The 20,402-nt window shown below is 47.6% G+C and carries 19 protein-coding genes; 11 read left to right on the plus strand and 8 right to left on the minus strand.

Annotated features, from left to right (window positions below; genetic code table 11):
- Nucleotides 1–4 precede the first annotated feature (4 nt).
- Nucleotides 5–181: a hypothetical protein gene (locus tag ACKFKH_RS27530; protein ID WP_446861549.1), complete on the minus strand. Its 177-nt coding sequence runs from the start codon at nucleotides 179–181 to the stop codon at nucleotides 5–7.
- A 1,062-nt stretch (nucleotides 182–1,243) separates the two neighbouring features.
- Between ACKFKH_RS27530 and ACKFKH_RS27535 the strand changes: the two genes are divergently transcribed.
- Entirely contained in the window at nucleotides 1,244–1,615 is a 372-nt protein-coding gene (locus ACKFKH_RS27535; protein WP_446861550.1) for a hypothetical protein, read from the plus strand.
- Between the two features lie 266 nt (nucleotides 1,616–1,881).
- Here ACKFKH_RS27535 and ACKFKH_RS27540 read toward each other — a convergent pair whose 3' ends face one another.
- Nucleotides 1,882–2,244: a hypothetical protein gene (locus ACKFKH_RS27540; RefSeq protein ID WP_446861551.1), complete on the minus strand. Its 363-nt coding sequence runs from the start codon at nucleotides 2,242–2,244 to the stop codon at nucleotides 1,882–1,884.
- Nucleotides 2,245–2,554: 310 nt separating this feature from the next.
- Nucleotides 2,555–3,007 (minus strand): hypothetical protein, encoded by a 453-nt coding sequence (locus ACKFKH_RS27545; RefSeq protein WP_446861552.1) that lies wholly within the window; start codon nucleotides 3,005–3,007, stop codon nucleotides 2,555–2,557.
- A 131-nt stretch (nucleotides 3,008–3,138) separates the two neighbouring features.
- Here ACKFKH_RS27545 and cobS point away from each other — a divergent pair, with 131 nt between their 5' ends.
- On the plus strand, nucleotides 3,139–3,912 hold the full coding sequence (cobS, locus tag ACKFKH_RS27550; protein WP_446861553.1) for an adenosylcobinamide-GDP ribazoletransferase: 774 nt from the start codon (nucleotides 3,139–3,141) through the stop codon (nucleotides 3,910–3,912).
- Here the strand turns inward: cobS and ACKFKH_RS27555 are convergent.
- A complete protein-coding gene (locus ACKFKH_RS27555; protein ID WP_446861554.1) occupies nucleotides 3,886–4,704 on the minus strand; it encodes an ion transporter in 819 nt (272 codons plus the stop codon). The two genes, cobS and ACKFKH_RS27555, sit on opposite strands and share 27 nt — an antisense overlap.
- A 134-nt stretch (nucleotides 4,705–4,838) precedes the next feature.
- Here ACKFKH_RS27555 and ACKFKH_RS27560 point away from each other — a divergent pair, with 134 nt between their 5' ends.
- The 5 genes from ACKFKH_RS27560 (at nucleotide 4,839) to ACKFKH_RS27580 (ending at nucleotide 10,643) form a co-directional block, all read left to right on the plus strand.
- On the plus strand, nucleotides 4,839–6,125 hold the full coding sequence (locus ACKFKH_RS27560; protein WP_446861555.1) for an FAD-dependent hydroxylase: 1,287 nt from the start codon (nucleotides 4,839–4,841) through the stop codon (nucleotides 6,123–6,125).
- 541 nt (nucleotides 6,126–6,666) lie between these two features.
- On the plus strand, nucleotides 6,667–7,062 hold the full coding sequence (locus ACKFKH_RS27565; RefSeq protein ID WP_446861556.1) for a response regulator: 396 nt from the start codon (nucleotides 6,667–6,669) through the stop codon (nucleotides 7,060–7,062).
- Between the two features lie 58 nt (nucleotides 7,063–7,120).
- On the plus strand, nucleotides 7,121–7,798 hold the full coding sequence (locus tag ACKFKH_RS27570) for a polysaccharide deacetylase family protein (protein WP_446861557.1): 678 nt from the start codon (nucleotides 7,121–7,123) through the stop codon (nucleotides 7,796–7,798).
- Between the two features lie 1,127 nt (nucleotides 7,799–8,925).
- Nucleotides 8,926–10,059 (plus strand): RNA polymerase sigma factor RpoD, encoded by a 1,134-nt coding sequence (rpoD, locus tag ACKFKH_RS27575; RefSeq protein ID WP_446861558.1) that lies wholly within the window; start codon nucleotides 8,926–8,928, stop codon nucleotides 10,057–10,059.
- A 110-nt stretch (nucleotides 10,060–10,169) separates the two neighbouring features.
- Nucleotides 10,170–10,643 carry an ester cyclase gene (locus tag ACKFKH_RS27580; protein WP_446861559.1) on the plus strand — a complete coding sequence of 158 codons (474 nt, stop codon included), beginning with the start codon at nucleotides 10,170–10,172 and terminating at the stop codon, nucleotides 10,641–10,643.
- 140 nt (nucleotides 10,644–10,783) lie between these two features.
- Here ACKFKH_RS27580 and ACKFKH_RS27585 read toward each other — a convergent pair whose 3' ends face one another.
- Nucleotides 10,784–10,960, minus strand: a complete 177-nt coding sequence (locus ACKFKH_RS27585) for a chlorophyll a/b-binding protein (protein ID WP_446861560.1) — start codon at nucleotides 10,958–10,960, stop codon at nucleotides 10,784–10,786.
- A gap of 194 nt (nucleotides 10,961–11,154) precedes the next feature.
- On the opposite strand from ACKFKH_RS27585, the gene ACKFKH_RS27590 reads away from it, so the two are divergent.
- The 3 genes from ACKFKH_RS27590 to ACKFKH_RS27600 all read left to right on the plus strand — a co-directional run bounded on the left by ACKFKH_RS27590 (nucleotide 11,155) and on the right by ACKFKH_RS27600 (nucleotide 15,311).
- Nucleotides 11,155–12,618, plus strand: coding sequence for a folate/biopterin family MFS transporter (locus tag ACKFKH_RS27590; protein WP_446861561.1), 1,464 nt, complete (start codon nucleotides 11,155–11,157; stop codon nucleotides 12,616–12,618).
- Between the two features lie 54 nt (nucleotides 12,619–12,672).
- Nucleotides 12,673–14,202 (plus strand): carotenoid oxygenase family protein, encoded by a 1,530-nt coding sequence (locus ACKFKH_RS27595; RefSeq protein WP_446861562.1) that lies wholly within the window; start codon nucleotides 12,673–12,675, stop codon nucleotides 14,200–14,202.
- A 191-nt stretch (nucleotides 14,203–14,393) separates the two neighbouring features.
- Nucleotides 14,394–15,311, plus strand: a complete 918-nt coding sequence (locus tag ACKFKH_RS27600) for a TIR domain-containing protein (RefSeq protein ID WP_446861563.1) — start codon at nucleotides 14,394–14,396, stop codon at nucleotides 15,309–15,311.
- 690 nt (nucleotides 15,312–16,001) lie between these two features.
- Here ACKFKH_RS27600 and ACKFKH_RS27605 read toward each other — a convergent pair.
- The 3 genes from ACKFKH_RS27605 to ACKFKH_RS27615 form a co-directional block, all read right to left on the minus strand.
- Nucleotides 16,002–16,736: a DUF4340 domain-containing protein gene (locus tag ACKFKH_RS27605; protein WP_446861564.1), complete on the minus strand. Its 735-nt coding sequence runs from the start codon at nucleotides 16,734–16,736 to the stop codon at nucleotides 16,002–16,004.
- Between the two features lie 7 nt (nucleotides 16,737–16,743).
- Nucleotides 16,744–17,139 carry a response regulator gene (locus tag ACKFKH_RS27610; RefSeq protein ID WP_446861565.1) on the minus strand — a complete coding sequence of 132 codons (396 nt, stop codon included), beginning with the start codon at nucleotides 17,137–17,139 and terminating at the stop codon, nucleotides 16,744–16,746.
- A gap of 123 nt (nucleotides 17,140–17,262) precedes the next feature.
- Nucleotides 17,263–17,661 carry a response regulator gene (locus ACKFKH_RS27615; protein ID WP_446861566.1) on the minus strand — a complete coding sequence of 133 codons (399 nt, stop codon included), beginning with the start codon at nucleotides 17,659–17,661 and terminating at the stop codon, nucleotides 17,263–17,265.
- Between the two features lie 158 nt (nucleotides 17,662–17,819).
- Between ACKFKH_RS27615 and gyrA the strand changes: the two genes are divergently transcribed.
- On the plus strand, nucleotides 17,820–20,396 hold the full coding sequence (gene gyrA / locus ACKFKH_RS27620; RefSeq protein ID WP_446861567.1) for a DNA gyrase subunit A: 2,577 nt from the start codon (nucleotides 17,820–17,822) through the stop codon (nucleotides 20,394–20,396).
- The last annotated feature ends 6 nt before the right edge of the window (nucleotides 20,397–20,402 follow it).

Genomic DNA, 20,402 nt, shown 5'->3' on the forward strand with positions numbered 1-20,402 from the left:
CTATTCACCACTGAGATACAACGTCTAAGATATCTACGATCATCCAGATGGCAGTCAAAACCGACATCAATCCAGCCAATAATCCAACAAAAGGGTTAGCGCCAGCACCTTGAACAGCCGTCGATCCAAATACTGCCGCCGCAACCGGACGAGCAAGCCATTTCCATAACCAATTCATCATTACAATTCACTCCTTTCTACTTCTATTCAAAGATGTCCTGATACACCGTAAGTGTTCTTTTAGAGCAAAACTAGCATAAACATTTTCCAAGCGTCAGCGTTTGTCATAGCTTCATCACTTCTAGGCCATCTCTACTGAACTTTGAGCGCTAATAGATGAACCTTATGAACCGCCTCGACCCGTAACCGAAGCCGCATAACTTATGTTTAGACTGATCTCCTCTATATAACCTCCCTGATTCGAGTGACTAGGCCGAAAATTGTCTGGCTGACCCTCCAAATTAGGGGGTTAAGCTGAACATTCTCTGCCTAACGCTTCAAAGTCGGGATTAGTCCAGACCAAGTTCTGTTTAACATCCTCAAATTGGAGAGTTAGACAGAATTACGCTTGCACTGACACAATATCTCTAAACTAGAAGAATAATTCCGTTGCTTCAAAAAATCTTCACAAATGGTACTGAGCACTGCTTTGTAGTATTTGGTGCATTGATACTATCCAACCTATTCGTATCTTGCTCATGGAATCGCGTCCAAAAAAACTGCTTGACCCAGTTCGCGATGCCATTTGGCTAAAACTAGAGCGGAAATATCCTCATGCCGATCGCCCCTAAGTCTTCGCATCATTCAGGAATTGTTGGAACACAAAGATGTAAAAACAACAATGGCTGACACTCATGGCTTGAATCGCGGTGGGCACGGAGTTTGCAGTTCATTGAATGAGTCACGAACGATTCGATCGACAAAAGTCAAAGTCAACGCTCAAAAAATTCAGTCTTCCAAAAAATCAAAAATCTGTGTAAGATGTCCGCAGGTGGAGATCACGCCCCGGAAATCTGATCGCCAAATCAGACTCCGAGGACTTCCACCTAAGTTAATTGTCCTAACTTCGGAGGCGTTCATGATTGTACTACGTCTGCTTTGCGATGGGATCTTGAAAGGTTGGAGTCGAGATCCCGCATACTCTTTTCACAACGGGGGAACGTTCGAGCCATTGCTTTTTAGTTCTCCAACTGGGGAAACAACGTTCCCGTCCTCTTTGAATTAAATCGAGAGGATAAACAATATGGCCGTTAGGAGACAACTTCCTGACTCGGTTTCGTTTAGCTTTGAGTTGCAATGCTCATTCGTCAGACGTTATCAAGTCACGGTGACTTTGGATTTGCAAGAGCGGTTGATTTTTATGCACTCTGGCGTTCTCTCGGATGTGAAAGATTCTATTGACGAATTCGTTGACCAACTGGGTGAAATTGCTGCTCATCAGCTTGCGCTTCTCAAATGGGATGGCACCAGCGATCTGACCACTGAATATCAAGTGATTCGGGTGTTAGCGGGCTATCAAGTGCAACGTTCTTTAATGAAGTTCAATATCGTTATGGGCGCTGGTTCATTAATTCATTTGGAGGAATTGCACGACAAAAAGACAATTCAACTGTAAGCGATCGCAAGCTGGTAGCAGTCGATCGTCACAACCCTATCAGCTTTCATTCCTGAAGTGAGAAATACACCCTACCTACGGCTTTTGTAGAGCTAATTCGGTCTAGCATCTACTGCTGGGCTTCGGTGAGGGGCAGACGGCATCAGAGCAATTTGAGTGACGGTAAGTTCAATTTAGCAGTTTGAAGAGGGGCGATCGTTTCTGATTGGATTCACAACGAATTCTCAGCGATCGTCACCACCTGAAACGTAAACAGCATCATGACCTTACGATCGCATTTCCCCATCGACTCCCAACTCAACCCATCCTGCCCAACGCTGAACGAGCGAGTCACGCATGATTTCAGATGCGCTTAAAGTTTTCATTAGGAGACTTGTCGCTGCATCGACTTGAGTTGAAGGTTTCGAGAGGAAGCGGATGGTTCCATAGACTTGAGCTTGAGGGCTTCTGAGGAGACGGGTCATCCCATAGACTTGAGCTTGAACTATCTTGAGGAAGCTTGTGATTCCACAGACTTGAGTTGCAGCGCTTCTGAGGAAGCTTGTGATTCCATAGACTTGGGCTTGAGTTCTTTTTAGGAATGCTTTCGTGCAGCGGCTAGAGGGACGATCGCGAACCCATGAGTTCACCGTGAATACTGAGAGAAGTTCGGCGATCGCTAGCGTTCCTAATCAGCGACGACGTGAGAGCTAGAAACGGAGCGCAAAAACTTTCCTCATCCGCTGCATTGGGGCTGTCAGCCTGCGTTTTCACAAACGCGAAAAACTACAACTCATCGATCGTTACCTTCCCAAAATTTATGCCTTCAAATTTATGCTTTCAATCGTACTTCCATCATCAGACTATTCTACAGAGCGCAAAGAGTCTGCATGGATTAGTCTAACTAACGAAGATTACTGGGTGAGCTTTCCCCTCATCCCTCATCCCTTTCTCTATCCCTCAAAACGCCTCGTCGTCGTCAAGATGTACATCCCAACTCGCCGAGAGAACTTCGGCCACCATTGCTTCCAAAGCAGCCGCATTTAACGTTCTGCCTGACTGGTCTTGGAGCGGATTGGAAAGGGGAATCAATCGAAGCTGACGAGTCTCTTGAATCAAATCAAAAAACGCCTCATGCTCCTCAGACTGGCTTAATTCTAGATAATCAAAGCTGTGGACGTTGAGATAAAGCGCATGGTTGACAATCAGCGTCGCTCTACAGGGGTCAGCAAAAACCTCTAAAATGCAGCCTTCACCCTCACTCGTGGGTTTGCCATCTTGAGAGTGAATGTAGCGAACCCGATTGAGGTCAGCCAGCAGACGATGCATGTCGCGCTTATCGATGATCGTGCCTGTATCGATGATGCAAGGTGCTGGCAAACCAGCGTTTCGGGAGGGTTGTTCGTGACTCATAGCAAGAAAAGCCTTCTGTTTCGCAGACCCTGGTGATAACTTTCTACCGTCATTATGGCTGGAAAATCAGATCTCCAGCTTTAAACAGAATATGAAGAGTTCAAATTCTATAAAAGGGGGGATGTGGAAAAATGTGGACAGCTTGCAGCAGATTTCTTCAACAAACGGCCGCTGGAATTGCCTTCTACACTTGTTTACCTGTACCAATTTCTTGGACACTCGAATTTGACGGTATCGCCAGAATTGCACCCTTGATTGGTCTCCTAATCGGCGCACTGCTGGGACTTTTGGACTGGGGACTGAGTTGGGTTGGGATGCCATTGTTAACTCGAAGCGCGATCGTCGTCGCAAGCTGGATCGCCCTCACGGGAGGGTTCCATCTAGATGGGGCAATGGATACCGCAGATGGGCTGGCTGTGACGAATCCAGAACGTCGGCTCGAAGTGATGGTAGACAGTGCGACGGGAGCGTTTGGGGCAATGGCGGCCTGTGTGCTGGTGGTGCTAAAAACGGTTGCGTTGAGCGATCTAGCGGGCGACTTGGGCTATCGCACTTTTATTTTGATGGGTGTGGCAGGGTGGGGACGTTGGGGGCAGTTGGTCGCGATCGCTCGATTCCCCTATCTCAAACCTACCGGAAAAGGTGCCTTTCATAAAGCCTCGATTCGATCAATTTGGGCGGCTGTTCCGACGCTCGTCATCCTGTTGGGATTGAGTGGGATAGAACTCTTTTTGCATCCTGATCGCCTTCTGCTGTCTGTAGGAATGGCGCTGGGTGGAGGAACGATCGCGCTGTTAACAGGAGCCTGGTTTAACCACAAACTAGGGGGACAAACGGGGGATACTTATGGGGCGATCGTCGAGTGGACGGAGGCATTTCTACTCAGTTTGCTGACGGTGTTCTAGCGGTTTGTCTGCGATCATAGAAGTCGAGATAGCAGTGCCGCAGACTTTGCAATACTGAGCATCTGAATCGTGAAAGGATAGCCCGCAGTTTGAGCAAGTGATCTCCGTTTGGGCGGCTGTTTTGACCAGGCGTTTCACCAGATCACCCAACTGCCAGGGGATCAAGACAATTCCAGTTACCATCATCAAAACTGTTAAAAAGCGCCCGATTTGAGAAGTAGGGGTGATGTCTCCCAGTCCGGCAGTCGTAATCGTAGAAACTGAAAAATAAACTGCATCCAAAAAAGTGCTGAATTTGAGATTGACAGAATGTTCGACCTGATAAATTAAGCCTGAATAGACAAATACGATCGAGAACAACGTAAACAAAATTCTTGTAAAAATGGCACTATCTTCGCTGCTGACGTAGCCAAAAATAGTCCTGCCACCAATAAATCGAATCAGCCTGAGAATCCGAAACCACCTGAAGATTCTTAGAAAGCCAACGTTTGCAGCCCCCAGGAGAAAAGGCAGGATTGCAACCAGGTCAATGATTGAATATAAGCTGAAAAAATATTTAATTTTGTTTTGAGCTACCCAAAAGCGCAGCAGATATTCCACCACAAAGATGAGCAGGATTCCAGCTTCTAGACTGTTTAATTGTTCTCTTAGATTAGGAGAAATTTGATAAGTATCTACTACAAAGATTGCAGAAGACGTGAGAACCAGTCCAGTGATAAAAAGATTAATGCCTCGACCGATCGGGGTTTCAATATCTTCTAAATAAAAGGCAATTTTTTCGGGTATTGACATAAAGAATGAACAATAAATTGCTCAAGATTTTGAACAGCAAAGGTTAAATTAATCCAGATTTCGCTCCACGATCGCTTGATCCCCCCGATGCTTCGCGTAACAATGGATGTAAAGTTTCGCATCTGCTTTTAACCATGACGCTGAAGCCAATCAACAGAGGCGCAACGCTCAAAGCCGCTTCCCATCAAAAGAGCGAGAATTCTGACCCCTATGATTATGACCTGGCGATCGTTGGGGGCGGTGTGGTTGGCGCTACGTTAGCCTGTGCGCTGAGAAACTCTGGCTTGAGTGTTGTTTTGATTGAGGCTGAGGCGCGATCGCTGGCTACCGCTAGAGGGCAGGCCTACAACATTTCGCCGCTTTCCAGTCGCATTTTAGACGGCATCGGCGTTTGGGATCAGATTCGTTCTCAGCTCGGCACCTATCACAAAATTCGTTTATCTGATGCAGATCATCCCAATGTGGTGCAGTTTGTGCCACAAGACTTGGGCGCTGAAAACCTTGGATATGTTGCAGAACACCGCGTTTTACTGACAGCCTTACAAAAAGCTCTGCACCAGAGTCACATCACCTGGTTGTGTCCTGCCAAAGTTTTCAAAACTGACTTTCAGCCCAATGGCGCAAGGCTAGAAGTTTTGGTAGAGGGCGAAGTTCGGCAGATTTGGACTCGATTAGTGGTGGGAGCCGATGGGGCCCGATCGCCCCTCCGCCAACAAGCTGGAATTCGTACCCACGGATGGCAATATTGGCAGTCTTGTGTCGTCGCCACGATCAAACCAGAAAAACCTCACAACAACGTTGCCTATGAGCGGTTTTGGTCAAGCGGGCCGTTCGCGATTTTGCCATTGCCCAATAATCTATGCCGAATTGTTTGGACGGCTCCTCGACGTGAAGCAGAAGCGATCGCTCAACTTGACGACTCTCAATTTATCGAGCAGCTAACTCGCCGCTTTGGAGATCAGATGGGCAAATTGTCTATCCAGGGAGAGCGCTACGTGTTTCCGGTGCAGCTAATGCACAGCAGTCATTATGTGTTACCTGGGTTGGCGTTGATTGGAGATGCGGCCCATTGTTGTCATCCCGTTGGCGGACAGGGGATCAACATGGGAATTCGCGATGCGGCGGCTCTAGCGCAAATTCTGCAAATCGCTCACCAACAGGGAGAAGATATCGCCAGTCTCAAAGTTTTGAAGCGCTACGAACGCTGGCGTAAGTGGGAAAATTTGGTGATTTTGGGCTTTACTGACCTGCTCGATCGCGTCTTCTCAAATAATATTTTGCCGATTGTACTGGTTCGTCGTCTCGGTCTAATGGCGCTACAGCATATTTTTCCGCTCAAAGCCTTTGCCCTGAGATTGATGACGGGCCTTACTGGGAAAACCCCACAACTGGCACAAGCCCAAAAACTGGTGGTGGATTAAAAGTCAAAGATAAAGACGGATTAAATCAAATTTGAAATTAGCGCGATCGCTGACCCTTTCGTTAACAAAACGCAAAACAAATCTAAAGCAAATCGATAGTCTTCTACTGTTTCATCAAAGTGGAAAAATGAAACCGAAATAAATCTGTAGATTGATCTCCAAATCACTATTCTTTAGCAGATAGTTTCAGTCTATTTTCCCTTCGTCCAGTTGCTTCTAAAGTTTTTTCAAAAATGACGAAATGCTTAACTCTAAAATGTTTTCTTGATGACAAAATGACTTGAAATGCCTGCTGCACAAAGTTTTTATAGGCAATCAATAACTTTTTTATCTTAGTAATTGATGGAAACGATCACAGATTATCTCCTTAAAGAGTCAAATGATATAAGTAACTAAAATACAAACCCTAAGAAATATGGAAGCAAAGAATGAGCAGCCAGATCTTACAAATGCAAGGTGAGAGAGCTGTTGATGAATTTAGCATCCAAAAAATGCAGTTTTTACAACCGCTATATTAGCGAGTGACTTGGTATTTTACGCCATGAAATTCGCGTCGAGTTATATTCTGCTTTTAGTTGATCAGACCGAAGATTTTCACGGGCTGGAGTCTCTCTTAGGACGGTTGAGATGCCCAGTTGAAATTGTTAGCTCACCTGATCGAGCGGTCGATCGCGTCCGCCAAAACCCGCCCTGCCTGGTGATTGTTCAAGGAAACCACAGCAATTGGTCGCAGAGCTTTGTTCGTCAATTGAGAACGATCGCCGACGCGGACAACATTATGCTGGTTGCTCTGAGTGATTCCCACGCTCCAAGCTGGCTCCATCAAGAAGAAAATCCAGGGTTTGACGGCTTCCTGGTGAAACCGCTCAGCTTTGACGTGTTATTTTCTCTGATTCAGTCAGCTTCTGCTCGTCAACTGTGTCGATCGATTGTCTGAACTAGACTTGGAGACTGAGACCCCAAATTTAAGAGCGCTCAATCCCCAAAAACTAGATATGCAATTCGCTCCTCTTTATCCCCTGATTCATCGAGTTTTAAAGCCCAGATTTCCCGACTGTCTCTGGGCCGGATGTCAAGAAACACCTAAAATTGCCCTGACATTTGACGATGGCCCCTACCCCCAGCACACGTCTGCTCTGCTAGAGGTTTTACAGCGACATCAAATCTCGGCGAGTTTTTTTTGCCTGGGGGTGTGCGTCGATCGCGCTCCTCACCTCGCTCAGGCGATCTATGAAGAGGGGCACTGGCTCGGACTGCACGGCTACGATCATCGGTCTTTTGCAGCAATGCAGCCCTCCGAACTCAAACAAGAATTAGAGAAAACCCAGAGAGCCATCACACAAGCCTGTCAAATTTCTTCTGGCAAGCTGATTGATGTTCGCCCGCCCAATGGCTTGTTTACGCCCAAAACCATTCGTCTGTTGACTGAGTGGGGCTATCGACCCGTCATGTGGAGCGTGGTGCCAGAAGACTGGGTGCATCCTGGCGTTTTGACCGTGGTGCAACGGGTGCTGACTCAGGTGCAAAATGGCTCGGTGATTGTACTTCATGATGGATACTTTGGCGGACGAGACGTGGCGAAGACGGTCGATCGCTTGATTCCAGCATTGAGAGAGCAGGGCTATCAGTTTGCGACTATTAACGATTTGTGGTGCGCTGCATCGCCTCGATAATTCTTTGCCCCACGTTGTTTGCAGCGTCCTCGATCGCAGCTTGAAATCTTGGAAGATCTCCCCTAACTCCCCCTAAAAGAAGGAAAAAGTCAGTTGATCGCTTTATCTCAAGTCAATACTTCAGGGGGTGACACTCTATCAATTCCCTGCCTTTTGAAGCGGGATAGGCGCTAACGGCCGACTAAAAATGTTGATTTGCGATCGACTGAACCTGTGATTTTAGTTAGCGGCTTAAACCCCGGCTAGAAGAGTCTGCCTTTACAAAGCCTTTACAAAGTAGAGGAGCACCTTAATCTGTAAAGGTCAGTTTTGTTCTCATAGGCACAAATCGATTCGTCAGGCTTATCTAATTCATGACCCTAGGACATATTTTTTGATGAATTGAAATCTGGTTCATCAAAACTTCTAATCGCATATCGCCCACTCGGTTACAGCTTGTATACTTCCAAGAATGGAGACCTGACGGCATTGAATAGGATGAAATGATTAAGGCGGATCATTTTTCCACCACAGAAGTTCAAAAAGATCATCTAACTTAATGAATAGGCTGGATCAAACTTATGAAACTGGGCTAACGTTACATTAAGAGCCGTAAATTCACAGTTTCGCGATCGTTAAGTTGATGTGGGGGTGGTACTTGAGCGAGACTTAATACACAGGCAGAACTTCCTGCTGAAGCACTTGGAAACAGCGATTATGCCCATTAATCTTTGTCTCCTTGCAGGAATCTTAGTCCCATTGGCACCTGCCTTCTTATCACTGCAATAGCGTGGAGCAAGTAAGATTTGAATCCGTTATTCTCTCAACTTTGCAGATGAAGCAACAGAAAAAGGGTGCAACTTTTGTGAGAAAAGCTACAATCGGGGAGACATTTAAAACACTTGACAATAGCGAACTGTGCATCGGTGCCTCTACCCAGCAACAGATATTTGGTTGGGGAAGCAGTGTACCTCCACTTTCTCATGGTCAACAAAACGGGTTGCTCAAAGCTACGTCCCCGCGTACCTTGCAACCAGTCAAAGCAGGGAACAACTGACAGCCTTACCGCAGTTAGAATTGAACGACTATCGTTCTCCAATGCTTAATTTTTTCCACTTTCACTATCTAAGGAGCATGAGGAACGCGGCATGACCCAGGCCAACGACGTACTCGAAGCACTCGGCATCACTAGTCCTTCTGATGAAGCCCTCGACACCGAGGTTGAGCTTTATGACCTAGAAGACGACTCTGACGACTCTGACGCGCAAGCTGATGATGACGGTAAGTCAGGCAAGGCCCAGACAGCCCGCCGACGAGCGCAAGCCAAGAAAAAGCACTACACCGAAGACTCAATTCGACTGTATTTGCAAGAAATTGGTCGGATTCGCCTCCTTCGGGCTGACGAAGAAATTGAACTCGCGCGCAAAATCGCAGATCTGCTAGAACTCGAAAGAATTAGAGTTCGGCTGGCTGAAAAGTTGAACCGTGATCCTCAAGACAAAGAATGGGCTGTGGAGGTGAATATGCCTCTGACTGCCTTCAGACATCGCTTGCATCTGGGTCGTCGGGCCAAAGATAAGATGGTGCAGTCTAACCTGCGATTGGTGGTGTCGATCGCCAAGAAGTATATGAACCGGGGTCTGTCCTTCCAGGATTTGATTCAAGAAGGCAGTCTGGGGCTGATTCGGGCGGCTGAAAAGTTTGACCACGAAAAGGGCTACAAGTTCTCAACCTACGCCACCTGGTGGATTCGTCAGGCGATTACAAGAGCGATCGCAGACCAGTCTCGGACGATTCGCCTTCCGGTTCACCTTTACGAAACCATTTCTCGCATCAAGAAGACGACCAAGCTGCTGTCTCAAGAAATGGGTCGCAAGCCGACAGAAGAAGAGATTGCAACTCGCATGGAGATGACGATCGAGAAGCTGCGGTTCATCGCCAAGTCTGCTCAGTTGCCGATTTCGTTGGAAACGCCGATCGGGAAGGAAGAAGATTCTCGTTTGGGTGATTTCATCGAGTCAGACGGCGAAACTCCTGAAGATCAAGTGTCCAAAAATCTGCTGCGCGAAGATTTGGAAGGCGTTTTGGCAACCCTCAGCCCTCGCGAGAAAGATGTGCTGAGATTGCGCTACGGTCTGGATGACGGTCGCATGAAGACGCTAGAAGAAATCGGACAAATCTTCAATGTGACTCGTGAGCGGATTCGCCAAATAGAGGCCAAAGCCCTCCGTAAGTTGCGTCACCCCAACCGCAACAGCGTTTTGAAGGAATACATCCGATAACCCTGAGTTCACAAATTTGAGAGATCCAGTAGCGACAAACCTGCTGGATCTTTTATTTTGAGAAAAATGTTCTGGACGGTATTTCCAAAAGGGTGAAAATTAAGCGGCTTATGACGATCGAGCAACCCAAAGATATTGTTCTTCAGTTTTATCGAGCGTTTGACGATCGCAAGCTTGACCATACGATGACACTGCTTGCCCCCAACTTTGTGGCTCACCTGGCTGGCACACATGAGCCGCTCGACAGTGAAGGGTTTAAGCAGTTTGGACTGTCGTTTTACCTGGCGTTTCTAGAAGGTCAACATGTTTTTGACCAGGTAATTGTCGAAGGCGATAAGGTTGTGACTTGTGGAACGTTTGCTGCAACTCATTTAGGAGAGTTTCAAGGTCTTCCTGCATCAGGTAAGAGAATCAAGCTATCAGTCATGCACCTCGATCGTGTTGCAGACGGCAAAATCGTAGAACATTGGGGTCAGGGCGATGCGTTGGGCTTGATGCAGCAGTTGGGAATTATCTTTCTACCTGGCCCTGCTCTCATTCCAGGAATTTTAAAGAATAGAGTTGTGAAAGCTTTTAGAAAGTAGTTCTTGACCATTGTGTGATTTAGCTAAAACTATTGAAGGTGCTGGATGGATTTTGAGTCGCCATAAAAAGACGGGCCCTTCGTGAGAAGAACCCGATCGACTAGCTTTTAAGGTTGACCAAAACTTAACTAAAAGGAAACCTACATCAGACCTAGGAAGCGAAGCACACCTTCGTGAGAGAAATATTCAGTGATGAGAGCAGCGACGAAACCGATCATGGCAAACCGACCATTCCAAAGCTCTGCTTGGGGAGTGAAACCAAATTTCCAAGCATTGCGGTCTTCGACAACGGGAGCAGTTACTTTGTTTGTAGTCATGACTGTTACTCTTGAACGCATTAGCTTTCTCTAATGTAAAGCAATATTACAGAAAGTGTCAAAGTATTAACTCCAAATCTCTGAAGTCTGTGATAAGTTTCTCTTATCTATGACGAGATGTACGGGGTTTTCAGCTTCTCTGGCATATGCCGCTATCATGGGAACTATTGATTGATATTTGTAACAAATCATCAATGATTGTATCCTCCTCCAGTTTAACCAAGCTCAAAGACTCGCTAATAGAGAAACTCTTCTTTGGTCACGAACCCTCAACCGAGCTGATCGCAATCCTGCTGGTCTACTTTGTACAAGGAATCGTTGGATTGTCGCGTCTGGCAGTCAGCTTTTTCTTGAAAGACGAGTTGGGGCTGAGTCCAGCGGATGTATCTGCCCTGTTGGGGATTGTCGCCCTGCCCTGGATGATCAAGCCGCTGTTTGGCTTTGTCTCGGATGGGTTGCCCATTTTTGGCTATAGACGGCGGCCTTATCTGGTGCTATCGGGCTTTTTGGGCGCAGCTTCCTGGGTTGCATTGGCGACGATCGTTCACTCCCCCTTAGCGGCCACCTTGACGATCGCGCTTGGCTCCATGTCGATCGCCATTAGTGATGTAATTGTCGATTCTTTGGTGGTCGAACGGGCGCGAACTGAATCGGTCAGTGGGGCAGGATCGCTGCAAGCCCTTTGTTGGGGGTCGTCTGCGGTGGGGGGCTTGATGACTGCGTACTTTAGTGGTGCGTTGTTACAACAGTTCGACACGCGGACGGTGTTTGCGATTACGGCGACCTTTCCGCTGATTGTATCGGCGGTAGCCTGGCTAATTGCCGAAGATCCCGTCAGTGAGAAGCCAGATTGGGCGATCGTTCGGAATCAATTGGGGCAACTCAAACAGGCCGTCACTCAAAAAGCGATCTGGATGCCAACGGTTTTTCTCTTTCTCTGGCAGGCGACTCCCACAGCAGAATCAGCCTTTTTCTACTTCTCGACGAATGAGTTGGGATTTGAGCCTGAGTTTTTGGGACGAGTTCGGTTAGTGACGAGTGTGGCAGCCTTGATGGGGATTTGGCTCTATCAGCGCTTCTTGAAAGCCGTTCCATTTAGAAAGATTTTTGGCTGGTCGATCGTCCTTTCTTCTGTACTGGGAATGACGATGTTGCTGCTGGTGACCCACGCCAATCGAACGCTCGGAATCGACGATCGCTGGTTTAGTTTGGGTGACAGTTTGGTGTTGACGGCTCTGGGACAGATTGCCTACATGCCTGTGCTGGTTTTGGCAGCGAGACTCTGCCCTCTGGGAGTAGAAGCGACGCTGTTTGCTTTGTTAATGTCAGTCGTGAATCTAGCGGGGTTGGTTTCCTACGAGTTTGGTGCAGTGTTGACTCACTGGCTGGGCGTGAATGAGTCAAACTTTGACAAGCTCTGGGTGTTGGTGGTGATCACCAATCTAACGACGCTGTTGCCGCTGCCGTTTTTGGGGTGGTTGCCTGCGGCGAACGACGAACTGAACGAATCGACTCAAGCTACTCTCGCGATCGACTCCGATCCGTCGGCCTCTAAGCATTTGGCACAGCCATTTCTGCCGGATTTGGTTTCAGAGTTGTCGCGCCCCTTGGCGGGTAACTCGAAGAGACCAACGGCTGTTGAGGAAACGATAGAATAGATTGTAGATTGCTTGTTTGATACGTCGGTAAAAAGAATTTAAACGCGAAGGGTTATGCAAGGGTTTCAACTTTACGAACACGCTTCTACTATTCCAATTACGTCCTACAACACAGAAGAGTGGCAAAAGGGCTATCGCTCTCTAGAACAGGAATATGATTACTGGATTGATGACATAGAAGGCGAAATTCCACCTGAGTTAGAAGGAACGCTGTATCGCAATGGCCCCGGCTTATTGGATGTCAATGGAGAGCGAATTCAGCATCCGTTTGATGGAGATGGAATGATTTGTGCGATCGCTTTCAAAAACGGTCGGGCACACTTTCGCAATCGCTTTGTTCGCACTGAGGGATACGTTGCTGAACAGAAAGCCGGAAAAATTTTGCACAGAGGTGTGTTTGGCACCCAAAAGCCTGGAGGCTGGCTGGCAAACATTTTTGATACCAAGATTAAAAACATCGCGAATACTCAAATCCTTTACTGGGGCGGCAAACTACTCGCCCTGTGGGAAGCCGCAGAACCGCATCGACTCGACCCGCGATCGCTCGAAACCCTGGGGCTAGAGTTCTTTGACGGTGCCATTCAACCCGGTGGATCGTTCGCAGCACATCCCTGGATTGATCCGTCTTCACAGTTTGACAACGGCGCACCCTGTTTGGTGAATTTCTCGATCAAAGCGGGACTGTCTTTCACCATTAATATTTACGAATTGGATGTCGAAGGTAACGTGGTGCGTCATCATGACCACCCGGTGCCGGGATTTGCCTTCATTCATGACTTTGCAATCACGCCCAACTACTGCATCTTTTTCCAAAATCCGGTTAAGTTCAATCCGCTGCCGTTTTTGATGGGGACGCGATCGGCGGGGGAATGTATTCAATTTCAACCTGACCAGCCGACTAAGGTGATTTTGATTCCTCGCGATACGACATCTCGCCCCAAACCGATCGTTCTCGAAACGCAGTCTGGATTCGTCTTTCACCACGCCAACGCTTACGAGCAGGACGACGAAATCATCATCGATTCTGTTTGCTACGACAATTTGCCCTCTGTTGAACCGGGTGCTGACTATCGGGAAACCAAGTTTGAAGCGCTTGCCCCTGGTCAGTTGTGGCGGTTTCGCATGAATCCAGAGACGAAGGAAGTTCAGCGTCAGCTATTAGAATCTCGCTGCTGTGAATTTCCGTTTGTGCATCCGGCAAAAGCAGGACGTAAACATCGGTATGCCTATCTGGGAGCGGCTCACGCATCAGAAGGCAATGCGCCCCTTCAAGCCATTCTTAAAGTAGATGTCGAATCGAACAATCGCCAACTCTGGAGCGCTGCGCCCAATGGCTATGTGGGAGAACCTGTCTTTGTACCGCGTGGAACTGCCAACTCGTCAGGACTTTACACCGAGCTTCAAGGTAATGAAGATGACGGCTGGTTATTCACAATGGTTTATGACAGCGAACACGATCGTACCGATGTTGTCATTCTCGATGCCAAAGACCTAGAAAAAGGCGCGATCGCTCGTCTCCATCTCAAACACCACGTTCCCTACGGACTACACGGCAGCTTCACACCCCACTATTTTGAGTCTTAGAGAATGGATGTCTGAAAACTGTCAGTTCTCTAGCTCAAACACTGACATGGTGAAAATACCAGAAGTCCGGCTCGGCAATCGGTCTGACCGACTCTGCCATGCGGTTTAACTTGGATGAAGTCAAGAGATTGTGAACTAAAGCACATGAATGTATAATTTGCTCAAAGGAAAGTATCTACTCAAAAGCTAAAATGGCAGGAGAGTCCATCCAGGTTTTTTTCTCCTACGCTCATCGAGATGAGGGTTTAAGGGATGAACTGGCGAGTCATCTTGCAGGTTTGAAGAGGCAAGGTGTAATTTCAGCTTGGCACGATCGTCAGATTAGAGCAGGAACAGAGTGGGCGAATCAAATTGATGAAAACCTGAACACATCAGACGTTATCTTGCTGCTAATCAGCAATGCTTTTATCGACTCCGATTACTGTTGGGGCATTGAACTTCAACAAGCGATGCAGCGTCATGAAGCAAAAGAGGCTTGTGTCATTCCAATTATTCTGCGGCCCGTTGATTGGCAGAATGCCCCATTTAGCAAGCTTCAAGCTCTTCCAAAAAATGCAAAGCCAATTACAACTTGGGACAACTTAGATGAAGCTTTTTATAATGTTGCTCAAGGAATTCGAGCAACTGTTGAAAGACTCCTTGAGGAACGTAGTAAGAATCAACAACAAAACAGAAATCAAGCTCAGGTCAACGATGGACGGATGAAAATAAAGCGACTTGAACAAGACATTTCTGACATTGAACATCAGATAGAGGGTGATCTGTCCCCTGACTATAAGAAGGTTTTGGATTGGCTTACAAATGGAAGATTGTTAGCTCAAAAAATAGGACAGCAAGTTATCGCTCGATCAACTGAACTGAGCGACTTGGAAATGCCTGTGATTGAGCAGTTTTACTGGGAAATTGAAAAATATTTAGAGTTGCTTTACTACAGTTTCTATTCTGAAAGTCGCACCTTACTTAATGAACCTCTTCCTCCATCGCTACCAATTAACACTTACGCTCTAGCATTCACCTTGATCAAGGACAGAATTCCTGAAGATATCTCTGAAGAGACTGCCACAGAGTTTAGAGAACGCTGCGATTATTTAATCCGCCGGCTTTCTTAGCAAATTCCTCTATGCTAAAGTTGTCTCTTGATTTGAGCAATTTCATTCTTCAACTCCCTAAGGCGCTGCTCTAATTGTTGCTTCTCCCATACAAGCGTATTCAGTAACTCAATCAATTCAGCTCTTGACATCTGAAGAACCTTAACTGGCGATTTTCATTCACCTATACTGGTTAGGTTCAAAACATCCGGAGCTAGTGATAGAAGTGGCGTAGAAAAATCAGCCTTTGTCCTTACTTTGCTCTGACTGCACCTTATTCTGAGCTTGTCGAAGCTGTAGTTCTTCCTGTTGCTTTTCAACAACAAGTTGATTCAGCTTCTCGCATAGTTCTGCTTTTGAGGATGACTTTGATTCTTCAGACTTAGACATGATGGATAGCTAACAATTCGTTTTAGAGTTAACTATCTACATTTCATAGTGCAATTAGACAACCCGGAAATTTCCGGAGAACGCCTGAAAAAATACTGTTTAATTGAAGGGAAAATCTTAGCAATTGGAGACTAAAGATATCTCAAGCTCGCTCCCCTCCATTCAAAGGCTAGAAAGCCAAAGTGAAGGCAGTTCTCGTGGCTCAAATCCACTTTTGACTTTTTGCAATCTTGGTTTTTAAGCTGAAGCTATAAAAAGTTGAGCGATCGGCTCTCCAAACAGGCTTTAGAATCCTTTTCGTCTCAAATGGATAAAGTCAAGTTAATTGCTCGGACTGGGTGAGGTTTTGGGAGTCGGTGAAACGATCGGGGTGGGCGATGCAGTGGGGCTAGGCGTTAGCGAACCCGTCGGACTTGCGGTGGGCGTTGGGGAAGCGGTCGAATCTGAAGTCGGGGAAGCAGTTGAAGTCGGAGAGGGACTGGCTTTGGGCTTCTCTTTGAGTTGCTTCCATTCAGCCAAAGGTCGATCAACCGCATTTCTGAAGTCGATCGGCACCAACAGCACAGCGAGATCTTGAGTCGGCTTCGCAGGTGGATCGACCAAGGCATACAGAAAACTGCGGTTAAAATTGGGCTTGCCGAGTAGTAAGCGGTGGGTTTGCTGATTAGCTTTGACTTCGACGGTAGCTAGAGGTTGGTCGAGTCCAAATTCTGATTTGCGGTTGGCGGGTGTGGGCAGGGTACGATCGCTCCGACTCGTCGCCATCAAATTCAGCAAAAAGGCAACCGATCCAGCATCCGCAAGGGTCTTCTCTGGTGCGGTCATTTGCCAAGATGTCCCCTTCTGACTGACAGGAATTTTCTCAAAACTGAACGTCTGCTTTGACGTTTGAAGGGTGAAAGTCTGAACGTCTTCTTCTTTGAAGGCAAAAATAGGGCTGGATTCAGATTGAGCTTCGGTTGTCGGAGGCTGTTTTTTGAGTTCGGAAAAGTAGACAAAACCACCCAATACCATCGCGCTAAACAGCAGAATTAAAGGCGTTTTTTGAAATTTCATACCCAATTTATGAAGGCAATAGCGCCATGATCTCATCTACAAAGACTTGATGATCGAGGACAGGCTTTGAAATGTAGCCGTCTGCGCCGCTTTGCTGGAGAAATTTTTCGCGATCGCCATCCATCGCATGAGCCGTCAGCAAAATCACAGGTAGGTCAGAGGTTTGCGGATCGTTCTTCAACATTTGAGTGATTTGAATGCCGTCCACCATTCTGCCCTGATAGAGACTGCGCGACAGTGACACATCCATCAAAATCAAATCCGCCGATCGCGCCTGGGCAATCTGCAACACTTCCTCAACATTCTCAGTAAATTTGACCGCCAACCCGCCCCTTCTTTTAAGAACGGCAGAAAAAACCCGTACATTTCCTGGATCATCGTCCACAATCAAAACTGTTGCCATTTGGCTGTTCTCCGTACTTTTGGCGACTCACCCAACCAAACTATATAAAGTCGGACTTGCTAAAATGAAAATAAAGTAGTACGAGTGTATCTACATAGCCCTGCGTTTGCACCCCTCATGAACTCACCCACCCGGCAACAGTGCCACAATCTGATCGACAAACGCCTGATGATCGACCACTGGCTTCGAGATATAGCCATCTGCGCCACTTTGCTGAAGGAAGGTTTCGCGATCGCCCTCCATCGCGTGGGCCGTGACCAAAATGATCGGCAGCGTCGAAGTTTGGCGATCGGCCTTCAGCAGTTGGGTGAGTTGAATGCCATTCATCGATTTGCCCTGGTAAACACTGCGCGACAGCGACACATCCATCAAAATAATATCCGCTTCTCCCGCCTGGGCAATCTGAATCACTTCTTCCACATCTTCGGTATGCTTGACCGCCAACCCGCCCCGCTTCGTCAAAATTTTGGAGAAAACACGAGCATTGATCAAATCATCCTCCACAATTAAAACGGTTTTCATACGCGAATTCCTCTTTGGGAGTCAGACGAAAAAATTACTCGATAGGTTGCGTTGTCGCTCAACAGGGATAAGACCTTAAAGGGTGCAAGCATGGTAAGTGTGATTACACTGAAGTTAGAACAAAGATTTGTAACGTTCGGAACGAAGGGACAAGGCTCATGGCGCGACGGATAGACACGACTCAGTTAAACATTCTCCCAACAGGACAGGTTATCACGACTGCCCTACATACGGAGATGCAACAATCGTATCTGGAATACGCCATGAGCGTGATTGTGGGTCGAGCGTTGCCCGATGTGCGGGATGGTCTCAAGCCAGTTCATCGTCGGATTTTATACGCAATGCATGAGTTGGGGCTAGTCCCCGATCGCCCTTACCGTAAATGTGCGCGGGTAGTGGGGGATGTGTTGGGTAAGTACCATCCTCACGGGGATCAATCTGTTTATGATGCCCTGGTGCGTCTGGTGCAGGACTTTTCGAGTCGTTATCCTTTACTGGGAGGTCACGGAAATTTTGGCTCGGTCGATAATGATCCTCCGGCGGCGATGCGGTATACCGAGACGAGACTGGCCCCGATCGGCAACGAAGCTTTGCTCAGCGAAATCGGAGAAGCCACGGTTGAATTTATCGGCAACTTTGACAATTCACAACAAGAACCGACCGTTCTCCCCGCACAGTTACCCATTCTCCTGCTCAACGGCAGTTCCGGAATTGCGGTGGGAATGGCCACGAATATTCCGCCTCACAATCTGGGCGAAGTGGTGGACGGGCTGATCGCGCTGATCGATAATCCTGACCTCTCGGATGAAAAATTATTTGCGCTGATTCCGGCTCCCGACTTTCCAACGGGGGGCGAAATTATCAGTACCGAAGGGGTACGAGATGCCTACACCACTGGTCGAGGCAGCATTCCGGTGCGAGGCGTGACCAGCATCGAAGAAGTGAATGTGGGTCGCGGCAAGCAAAAACGCACGGCGATTATTATTAGCGAACTGCCCTTTCAAGTGAATAAGGCCGCGCTGATCGAGAAGATTGCTGAACTGGTCAACCAGGGAAAAATCGACGGGATTGGGGATCTGCGGGATGAAAGCGATCGCGATGGTATCCGAGTCGTAATCGAGTTGCGGCGAGATGCAACTCCTCAAAAAGTTCTGAATGCGCTGCATCGACAAACTGCCCTGCAAAGCAATTTTGGCGTGATTTTGCTGGCTTTGAGCAACGGTCAGCCCAAACAACTGACCCTGAGAGAACTGCTCCAAGAATTTCTCAGCTTTAGAGAATCGACGCTGACTCGCCGTTATCGACACGAGTTAGACCAGGCAGAAAATCAAAGTCACGTCGTCGAAGGTCGGCTGAAAGCCTTGTCTAATTTGGACGTGGTGATCGACATTCTTCGCAATGCGCCCGATGGCAGTACCGCAAAACTTCAGCTTCAAGAACGGTTGGATCTGAGCGATCGTCAGTCTGATGCGATTCTCTCGATGCCGTTGCGCCGATTGACTGCGATGGAGCGCCAAAGTCTGCAAACCGAATTTGATGAACTGACCGTCCAGATGAAGGAGTTGCGGAAATTATTGGGCGATCGCCGCGAACTGCTCAAAGCGTTGAAGAAAGATCTGCGCGCTCTGCGAAAAAAATATGCCGACGATCGCCGCACCAAAATTCTCACCGGAGAACAGCCCGTCAGCCTAGAAGAGTCAACACCGGATGCTCAACGCTCAAAACCCAAAGCTCAAAATGATTTTTCGTTAGCGATCGAACTCGAAGAAGCCCAAGAAACAGTCGTCGAAATTACACAGCGGGGATACGTGCGGCGATACTCTCCCAAAGCCTACGACAAACAGAGCCGAGGTCGAAACGATCATAGTGCGACGAATGGGTTAGAAGACGGTGAAGACTTTGGTGTGCAAACGCAATATACAACAACCAATGAAACGCTAGTTGTGATGACGCGCAACGGAAAAGCGTATCCGGTGAAAGTGTCTGAGATTCCTCAAGCGTCGGGTAGATCGCGCGGCACTCCTTTAGTTACGTTGCTTCCAAACTCTGCTCAAGGGGAACCGGACTCAATCGCAGGCAGCTTTATTTTGCCCGAAAGTTTAGACGATCAGTTTCTCTTATTGCTGACGCAACAGGGACGAATCAAACGATTGGCGCTGACCGAATTTGCAGACCTGACAGGTCGCGGTTTAACAGCGCTCAAACTCAAAGATGATGACCAACTACAACTGGCAAGCTTAACGCAGATTGGTGAACAGGTAATTTTGGCCACGTCGAGCGGTCGAGTGCTGCGCTTTGAAGTGAATGATCTACAGCTTCCGATCGCCACTCGCACGTCCCAGGGCAGTTCTGGAATGCGGGTCAGCAAAAAAGAAACGATTGTTGGCTGGGCGATCGCGCTGTTAGAAGATACATTCCTGATGGTGTCTGAGCAGGGGTATGTCAAGCAAATGCCTGTTCGTGCGCTGCGTCGAGCCAATCCTGGCGAACTCGGTACACAGGTCTTCTCGTTTACCAATCGCACAGATGCACTCGCAGGAATCGTAGCAGCGTTGCCCGAAGCGTTGGTGTTTCTATTAACGAATGAGAATCATCTGGCGCGCATTGATGTTGATGAGATTGAAGTGAAGGGCAAAGACGAGAAGGGCGATCGCTTGGTCAAACTTGACAAAACAGAGCGAATTATCAGCGTCAGTTTGCCAATTCTACTGAGCGATCAGATGGAGGATGAGTGACCTGAA

This window comes from Phormidesmis sp. 146-20 (assembly GCF_052939475.1).